Annotated in this window: 5 protein-coding genes and 2 pseudogenes; 4 read left to right on the top strand and 3 right to left on the bottom strand. The window is 46.6% G+C overall.

What is annotated here, in order from left to right; genetic code table 11:
- The first annotated feature begins 365 nt into the window (after positions 1-365).
- The 4 genes from IQR33_RS17515 (at position 366) to IQR33_RS17530 (ending at position 4,024) form a co-directional block, all read left to right on the top strand.
- The gene (locus tag IQR33_RS17515) at positions 366-1,160 is read left to right on the top strand and encodes a DUF4344 domain-containing metallopeptidase (protein WP_193837822.1); all 795 of its coding nucleotides are present in this window, start codon (positions 366-368) and stop codon (positions 1,158-1,160) included.
- Positions 1,161-1,184: 24 nt separating this feature from the next.
- A complete protein-coding gene (locus tag IQR33_RS17520) occupies positions 1,185-1,571 on the top strand; it encodes a thiol-disulfide oxidoreductase DCC family protein (RefSeq protein ID WP_053350112.1) in 387 nt (128 codons plus the stop codon).
- A gap of 175 nt (positions 1,572-1,746) precedes the next feature.
- A complete protein-coding gene (locus IQR33_RS17525; RefSeq protein WP_021707578.1) occupies positions 1,747-3,408 on the top strand; it encodes a methyl-accepting chemotaxis protein in 1,662 nt (553 codons plus the stop codon).
- A 121-nt stretch (positions 3,409-3,529) separates the two neighbouring features.
- Positions 3,530-4,024, top strand: a complete 495-nt coding sequence (locus IQR33_RS17530) for a peptidylprolyl isomerase (RefSeq protein WP_054575272.1) — start codon at positions 3,530-3,532, stop codon at positions 4,022-4,024.
- Positions 4,025-4,162: 138 nt separating this feature from the next.
- Here the strand turns inward: IQR33_RS17530 and IQR33_RS17535 are convergent.
- The 3 genes and pseudogenes from IQR33_RS17535 to IQR33_RS33395 form a co-directional block, all read right to left on the bottom strand.
- Positions 4,163-4,946: pseudogene (locus tag IQR33_RS17535) on the bottom strand (LytR/AlgR family response regulator transcription factor).
- A 15-nt stretch (positions 4,947-4,961) separates the two neighbouring features.
- A complete protein-coding gene (locus IQR33_RS17540) occupies positions 4,962-5,984 on the bottom strand; it encodes a sensor histidine kinase (protein ID WP_054578572.1) in 1,023 nt (340 codons plus the stop codon).
- Positions 5,985-6,550, bottom strand: a pseudogene (locus IQR33_RS33395) (hypothetical protein); the annotation flags it as partial. It abuts the gene before it with no gap.

The following is a 6,550-nucleotide window of genomic DNA, read 5'->3' on the forward strand; positions in this document are numbered from 1 at the left end:
TACAACGGAGCAGGATTATAACATATCGCTGATAATTTTCTTCAATTCAGTGACATTCACCAACCCCATGGTTAAACCTTGCAATGATTAACTGCCTATTATCATTTTCACAGATAAAGATCGAAGCACAGTTACTCAGTAAGCTTCTTAGAAAACGATGCATAGCCAATAACTTCACCGCCGTTCTTATCCAAGAGGTCTTGATAAACGCCCTAGAGAACCAAGCCGCCGAAATATGCGATGTTATCATGATTGCTTTTCGAGACCGATGCCCCGACTTTGGCTGATGAGTACAACCCCAACTATGCATCAGGCAAAAACATGTATAATTTTTTATACAAGTTATTCAATAACAAGAGTCCCACATGAACATTCATTCGCTTTGCCCTGCGCTATTACTCAGCGTCGTCTCATCAGCTACAGCAGCTGAAAGCATTCGTATTCAATATTCTCCCGTAGAGACAACTCATGAAAAAATCGCCCAACAATCGATTCAAAGCAGCGATGTAAACACCATCTTTGTTGAGCTATCTCAGGCCCACTTTCCATTTGATAAAGCTCTCACGCTGGTTTACGGCGGAGAAGATGGTCCAATGTATGATCCTGAGACACACACAATATACGTTCCTTACACTTTTTATTTGGAGTCGCTCAATTACTTCTCCAATAATCAGTATGAAGAACGCTTCGGAAAATCCCCAAAAACAGGGGCGCTAGATACGTTATTGCACACTTTACTTCATGAAGCTGGGCATGCTTACATCGAAGATAAAAGCATCCCTGTTCTCGGAAAAGAAGAAGATGCGGTCGATAATTTTGCCACTATTTTAATGATTGACTTCCTAGAAGATGGCGCAGATATGGCCATTAGCGCCGCCGACATGTTCGCATTCGAATCCGACGACAGACCGGACTACTACGATTTTGGCGAGTACATTGACGAACACAGCTTTGATTTGCAGCGTTACTTTTCAACGTTATGTCTGGTGTACGGTAGTGATCCTGAGCAATACAAAGCCTTACTCGATGAAGTAGAAAAAGACTACCTGCGTGATCGCAAAGAGTTCTGCCAATTCAATTACGGCAACATTCGCGACAATTGGCTGCATTACTTGCAAAACAATGAACCAAAAGAAAATTCGCCACGTAAAAGCGATTAGAAAATCTCAAATAAGAAAACCGCAATGACAAAACTCACCATATTTTATGACGGAACCTGCCCGCTTTGTGCCAAAGAGATGAAGGCGCTAAAACAACGCGATTCCAAGCAGCACATCAAAACCGTCGATATCTATAGTGATACATTCGCAGATTATCCGCAGATCGATCCTGAACAAGCCAACACCATTTTGCACGCCCTCAACGAAAAGGGGGAACTTCTGCTTGGGTTGGACGTGACTCATCGTGCGTGGCAATTAGTTGGTCGCGGTTGGCTCTACGCTCCACTGCGTTGGCGCCTCGTTAAACCTGTTGCTGACTGGCTTTACCTCAAATTCGCAAAGAATAGGTATCGCGTCTCATATTGGTTAACAGGGACTTCTCGTTGCAATAGTGGGTCGTGTTCACGTTAATTGTGATCCCGCTTAAAAATGCTACGACCTTCGTCTAGATTTACAAATTTCCAGTACTTCTGATTGATTAACTCGGTTAATCTCTAAGCATTACAACAATAAGTATTAACACTTTTATCAGGCAAGCTTATTCAGCTTGTCACTTGTAACGCTGCGCCGAGAGAAGGACGTCTCTATGAATCTGACGATCAGAAAACGACTATATATCCTTTCAATAATTCCAATTCTAACTATGGCAATAGGCATGATGTGGTTCACCTACGTACAAACCACGGCCTACAACGAGCACGAGATTGAGCAAACTCGAAGTCGAATGATGGAGATGAAAAAAGCCGAACTCAAAAGTTACGTACAAATGGCGCGTTCCGCTGTCGAGCCGCTACTCGCACAAAATGCCCCACTGGAAGAAGCATTGCCTATCTTGAAACAGTTGGAGTTCGGTCAATCCGGCTACATCTTTGGTTATGATTCAAAAGGCGTTCGCGTCGTGGTGGGTAAAAACACCAAAGGCATCGGGGAAAACTTCTATAACTTGCAGGACAAGAAAGGCAATTACCTGATTCAGGATTTGCTAAAAAATGCCAAAACTGGTGAGTTCACGACTTATTACTTCCCGAAACTCGGTCAGAGTGAAGCACTACCGAAACTGAGCTACTCAGTCTTTATTCCTGAATGGGACTTGATGTTGGGAACGGGTTTCTACACGGACGATATCGACGCCATTGTGGCAGACATGGAAAAAGCCGCACACGAAGATCTCAACACCACACTAACTGCGATAGCCCTGTTTTGTGCCTCGATTACAGCGATAGTTGCAGTCTTTGCCGTGTTTGTTAACCGCAGCATCATGAAGCCTATTGAGCAGTTTGATGCTTCAATTCACTCTTTCGCACAAGGCGATGCAGATTTAACCGCGCGCATGGAAGAATCGAGCGTGCCGGAGTTCACGCAGCTGAGCCGCAACTTCAATATCTTCGTTGAAAGCCTGCAAGGCATCATCAAGAGCGTTAGCCACGTAGGACAAGAAGTGGTTTCAGAGACCAACGAGATGTCACAGCGTGCATCGCAAGTGGATGAATTAGCTTCTGGTCAACGTGAAGAGACCGAACAAGTCGCAGCGGCAATGACCGAGATGACAGCAACGGCGCACGAGATTTCAAACAACGCTAACCAAGCAGCGCAATCAGCCAGAGACGCCGATGAAAACTCACAACAAGCAAAACACATTGTTGATTCCGCAGCAAACTCTGTCGAAGCGCTCGCTTTAGAAGTGTCAGAGGCCAGCACGGTGATTTCTCGCTTAGAAAGCGATGTACAGAACATTTCTTCTTCGCTAGAAGTGATTCAAGACATCGCCGAGCAAACCAACCTATTGGCACTGAACGCAGCCATTGAAGCAGCCCGTGCAGGCGAACAAGGTCGCGGCTTCGCAGTCGTTGCCGATGAGGTCCGTAAACTGGCGAGTCGCACTCAAGACAGCACAGGCGAAATTCACCAAATGATTGAGCAGTTGAAGTCTGGCTCGGATGCGGCAGTGAAAGCCATGGGTTCGAGCCAAGCGCGCGGTGAAGCAACGGTTGAGGAAGCACGAGCTGCCTCTGCCGCACTGCAAGAAATCCAAGCCGCAATTGCTAACATCATGGACATGAACACCCTGATCGCAACGGCAACCGAAGAGCAAAGCCAAGTTGGGCAAGAGATTTCACAACGTATTGAAGTGATCTCTCAACAAAGCAGCCAATCGGCGCACCTTGCGAATCAAAACCGCGCAGGTAGTGGCAACCTAAACCACAAAGCTAACGAGCTATACGACTTGGTCGGTCGCTTTACGGTTTAACGCTTTCCTCACCCACTCACCATTCAAACAGCGACGCCAAAACGTCGCTGTTTTTATTTCTGCTATCCTCATACGACTTAGCTATAATGCCGCCAACTTAGCACCCATAAGGGCAAACCAGATGATTATTATGACCACCAATTTCGGTGACATCGAGATTGAACTGAACCTAGAACGAGCGCCAGTTAGCTCAAAGAACTTCAAAAAATACTGTGAAGATGGCTTCTACAACGGCACCATTTTCCACCGCGTTATCGATGGCTTTATGATTCAAGGTGGCGGTCACACCGAAGACATGGCAGAAAAGCCAACGCGCGGACCAATCGCGAACGAAGCAAACCGTGGTCTAAAGAACCTTGTTGGCACTATCGCAATGGCGCGTACCGATGCACCGCACTCTGCAACGGCACAGTTCTTCATTAACTTGGAAGACAATGATTTCCTAGACCACACTGCAACTACCAACCTAGGCTGGGGCTACGCCGTGTTTGGTAAAGTGACCGCGGGTATGGATGTCGTAAATCGCATCGCGAAAGTGAAAACGACCTCTAAGCTTGGTCACGATGATGTGCCATGCGATCCAATCATTATTGAGAAAGTGACAGTCAGCGAATAAGCCCATTCATCTCTTCGGAGAAGTCGTCGCTATAACGACAAAAGCGCCTAACGTCTGATGACTTAGGCGCTTTTTGTTTTTGTTGCTGAAACAAATGAGCAGCGAGTTTACAGTGTAAAGAGTGAGCAGTTCTAGCGATTACATCCCTTTGAACAAACTTTGAGATGCACGGCTCACAGCGAGCTTAGTTTCTCCAACGTGAACAAACATTCTTCCAGCAAAGTCTTTGTTTACTTTGCTAATTTTGCACACTTGCACAACGCTTGAACGGTGTACTTGCCAGAACTGTTCTGGGTTAAGCTGCCCTATCAACTCTTTCAACGAGGTGCGAATCAAATACTCCTGCACTTTACCTTGTCCTTGTTGGGCATATACAGAAACGTATTTTTCTTCCGCTTTGAAATACAACACATCAGACGTGGCAATCAGATGAATATCTTCCCCTTGCGTCGCTTTGATCCACTGAAGATATTGCGGCGTTTGTGGCGCGGATAATTGTTGTAACTGTTCTAACAGGCTGCTCATCTGCACATTACTGCTTTCTTTCTCTCGCTTAGCAAGGCGTGCTTTCACACGTCGTCAGGAGGCGCTCATCCGAGATAGGCTTGAGCAAATAATCGGCGGCATTTTGCTCAAAAGCTTTGATGGCGTAATCATCGTACGCGGTGACAAACACAATCAAAGGTGGATTAGCGAATTGATTGAGTTTTTGCGCTAATGTCATGCCATCCAAAACTGGCATACGAATATCAAGAAACGCGATGTCAGGTTGGCTTTGCTCAATGGCTTGCAACGCTTGTTCACCATCCGCGACTTTGGCTATCACCTCTAGCTCTGGCCACACTTCAGCTAGGCTTTTATCAAGATGACGCCTCAATAGCGGTTCATCATCAGCAATAATGGCAGTAAACCCTGTATTCATTCCTTTCTTCCTTGATTACGATTCCATTGGCCAGCGCAAGCGAACACAAACTCCACCCTGAGCAGACTCACTGATAGAGACCTCTCCTTGCCCTGCGAACAAAGCTTCAACTCGCTGCTTGAGATTACTTAGACCCACGCCAGAGCCCATGTGCCCACTAACGTGATTCAAGCCAACACCTGTGTCTCTGACTTCAATCTTCAAGTTCTGCTGTTCGCGCTTAATGAGCAAGCTGACTTCACCACCTTCTCGCTTTGGCTCAATACCATGGATGATGGCGTTTTCGATTAAGGGTTGAAGCATCATCGGCGGTAGCTCGGTTCTGCCTAATCCCTCTTCCACGTCAATCTTGTAACTGAGTCGCTCACCCAAACGGGTTTGCTGAATACCTAAGTACGCCTCAAGTAACGCCGTTTCATTGTCTATGGTGGTGTGTTCTTCGCGTGAGCTTTTAAGCGTTGCACGCAGTAGCGCGGTTAACTGTTCTAGCATCAGCTTGGCTTTATCGACATCTTGCGACATGAGCGCACTGATATTTGCCAAAGTATTGAATAAGAAATGCGGTTCAATCTGGCTTTGCATCTGCTTAAGCTGGCTCAGCAACAGCGCACGATCTTGCTCTGCTTTCTCGCGTTTGATGGCTTCCAACTCTCGTTGAGCGATTGCATGTTGCTCGCGTGAGTAGAAATAGAAAAAGCACATAGCACTGAATAACAACCCCATGAGACCAACTGACAGCATACTTGAAATACCGAAGTATTCCCCAAGCCAAAGCTGGGCGTTCACCACACCAAACAATAGGCAAGCCGTCAGCGAGATAGCCACTTCCGCCAAACGAGGAATGGTAGGAAACAGGCGGTCGACAAGCCATGAGAAGAAGATAGCCGAATAGCCAAATCCAAAGCTAACCGCTACATGAATGTAAAATGGACCGCCCCAAGCAGAAAGCGTCATTGCTGCGATAAAGAGACAAAATGCCGTGGTCACTAATAAGCTACGCGGCCATCCACTTTTCACCACTGATTTTGCTGAACACATTTAGAATTTCCCTTTGATGTTAAATACAATCATATGCTTATCATTGATTTGTGCGTAAGCAGATTGGTCGTCTCCGGTTAAAAAGCGTGCGGCAACTTCCACTTCTACACTTTGATCGCCAGTATCAATCCATTGGTAGTTAAGCCACTGCGTGACAATCACACCACCATCTTGGGGCGACAACATCACATCCAACGTGGGGGTTACATCACTTAGCCAGCCCATATCCGCTTTACCGTTCCATGCAGCCCACGCTTCCACATCCCAACTCCAGTGCAGCATTACGTTATGCTGAACGATATTGGCGTGCTGAAACCCTTGGGCGTAGCTTGTCGCAAATAGAGACGTTTGGGGATTAATGGTTTCAGAGAGTAGTTCGCCACGCTCTATTGCTTGTTGCCATTCGCTTTTCGACCATGCTCGGCTGTCGTACCAATATTCGGCAATCACGTTGTGTCCGGCTTGGTTTGCCCAGTTCAATCCAACTAAAGCTTGGAATGCGCAGCCCTGCTTCTCAACCGAAACGGGTCGGTAAAGATCATCCTGCTGAAACTGATAGCCGACAC

This window comes from Vibrio sp. OPT46, from assembly GCF_015163535.1.
GTDB lineage: Bacteria > Pseudomonadota > Gammaproteobacteria > Enterobacterales > Vibrionaceae > Vibrio > Vibrio alginolyticus.